Source organism: Cohnella yongneupensis, assembly GCF_042655785.1.
In the GTDB taxonomy this organism is placed as follows: Bacteria; Bacillota; Bacilli; order Paenibacillales; family Paenibacillaceae; genus Cohnella; species Cohnella yongneupensis.
The window spans coordinates 1-2,221 of the sequence record NZ_JBHSNC010000060.1 but is presented as its reverse complement, the minus strand read 5'-3'; the positions used below and the strand labels follow the sequence as shown (position 1 = coordinate 2,221).

General features: G+C 43.1%; 3 protein-coding genes. 2 read left to right on the top strand and 1 reads right to left on the bottom strand.

The features are described 5' to 3' along the window. Positions 1-251: hypothetical protein (locus ACFPQ4_RS24685; RefSeq protein ID WP_378114618.1), on the bottom strand; the 251-nt coding region annotated here is incomplete at its 3' end. 190 nt (positions 252-441) lie between these two features. Between ACFPQ4_RS24685 and ACFPQ4_RS24680 the strand changes: the two genes are divergently transcribed. Both ACFPQ4_RS24680 and ACFPQ4_RS24675 read left to right on the top strand, forming a co-directional pair. Continuing rightward, positions 442-825, top strand: coding sequence for a VOC family protein (locus tag ACFPQ4_RS24680; RefSeq protein ID WP_378114617.1), 384 nt, complete (start codon positions 442-444; stop codon positions 823-825). Positions 826-1,092: 267 nt separating this feature from the next. Next, a complete protein-coding gene (locus tag ACFPQ4_RS24675; RefSeq protein WP_378114616.1) occupies positions 1,093-1,701 on the top strand; it encodes a nucleotidyltransferase domain-containing protein in 609 nt (202 codons plus the stop codon). Positions 1,702-2,221: the final 520 nt, after the last annotated feature.

The window sequence follows — 2,221 nt, the reverse complement described above, 5'->3', positions numbered from 1 at the left end:
TTCGGTCCGCACATTCGTGCGGACACACCTGCACCACCTAACCGCGTCGCGGCCGGCTCTTCGAGCCTTAAGGTGGTGAGGCGTCGTGAATCCCCGGACGTTAGCTGAAATCTATCTTGCTCTGGAGTATCAAGGGCATCGTAGGGTTGTAGTGTATCGAGATTGATCGGTGCAATAAGTTGAATGTGTAAGTTGTAAAATGATACAGCGTTAAAACCGATTCGAAGAAGTAGATAGACATCAGCTAACATAGGATTCACGCTTTGGGGGACAAGCCCCCTTCGGTCCGCACATTCGTGCGGACACACCTGCACCACCTAACCGCATCGCGGCCGCCCCTTTTGGGGCTTAAGGTGGTGAGGCGTCGTGAATCCCTGGACGTTAGATGAAACCGGTGTAAAAGCGTAATTAAAAAAATGAAAAGAAAAGAAGGTAGTTAATATGAGAATAGAACATATTGCCCTTTGGACAAATGACATTGAACAAATGAAATTCTTCTATATGAAATACTTCAAAGGAATTTCTAATGATAAATATACGAATAAAGTGAAGCAATTTGAGTCTTACTTTTTAGTTTTCGAAGGTGGAGCAAGAATCGAATTGATGAGAAAACCGGACTTAATAAAACAAGAAAACAAGTTATCTTTATTTGGGTATGCACATATAGCATTTTCCGTTGGGAGTAAAGAAAGGGTACTGGAACTTACAGAAACATTAAGAATTGATGGATACACAATTTACAGTGAACCAAGAGTTACAGGAGATGGCTATTTTGAGAGTAGCATTCTTGATCCAGAAGGTAATGTAATTGAAATAACGATTTAATATCTAAAGCTTTGAATGTGAATCAAAGAGGTCACCGGCTTCATCTAACACCATATTCACGCTACGGCAGACAAGCTGCCTCGGTCCGGCACGAAGATAGAAGTGGATTCGGAGAGGCATTTTCAGTAGCGGGGAAGCTGGATCAGCCGGACACATCCCACCACCTAACCGCATCGCGGCCGCCCTTCGGGCTTAAGGTGGTGGGACGTCGTGAATACAATAACGTTATAAGAAATTCCCGCAAGAGTTCAAGTACATTAGAGCGAGGTGATTGTCATTGATGCGCAAGAACTCGTAAACATTGATTTGTTAATGAAATTATTTAATAGACCATGGTTTATAGCTGGTGGATGGACAATCGATCTCGCTGCTAATGAAGTCACCAGGACTCATAAAGACATGGATATTTGCATTTTCAGAGAAGACATCCCTCATGCAATTACCTATTTTCATGAGTGGGATATACAAGTTGCGATTACTGGCGAACATCGATTAGTACCATATAAGACGATGCACGATCTAGATCCCCCACGATATTGTTTACATTTGTTTAGAGAGAATGAATTTCTAGAGATCCTAGTTACAGAACGAAATGAAGATGAAGTGATATTTAGAAAGAATAGAAAGATCACAATGCAACTAAGTGAATTCAATAAAGGAAATCAAAGACCCTATGTAAATCCAGCATGGCAATTACTCTTTAAGAGTTTAAGTACAAGAGGAGAAGATGAACATGATTTTAAGATATATATGGATCGAGTAGATGATGATCATTCAAAGAAATGGTTGTTGCATAGCATAATTGAGGCGAATGGGAACAAGAACTGGATAAGGAAACTTGAGAGCTATTTCGAAGAAGGCGGGAACATCTTATAACACCATATTCACGCATCGGGCATTCGCCCTCGGTCCGGCACGATGTTAGAAGAGGATTCGGAGAGGCATTTCAGTATCGGTGAAGCGGGATCAGCCGGACACATCCGCACCGACTAAGCGCATCGCACCCGGCAGCTTCGCTACCTTAAGTCGGTGGGACGTCGTGAATACAACAACGTTAGCTGAAATCTCTCTTGCTACGAAGAGTAAAGAACATATTAGAGTTGTAGATGTACGAGATTCATATGAGCAAGAATGTGATAGTTAAAGTGCAAAATGATACTACGTCAGAACCGATTCGAAGAAGTAGAGAGACATCAGCTAACATAGGATTCACGCTTCGGGGGACAAGCCCCCTTCGGTCCGCACATTCGTGCGGACACACCTGCACCACCTAACCGCGTCGCGGCCGGCTCTTTGAGCCTTAAGGTGGTGAGGCGTCGTGAATCCACGGACGTTAACTGAAATCTCCGAGAGCGTAAGGGCATCCAAGATCGATTAATGAACAAGAATATTAAAC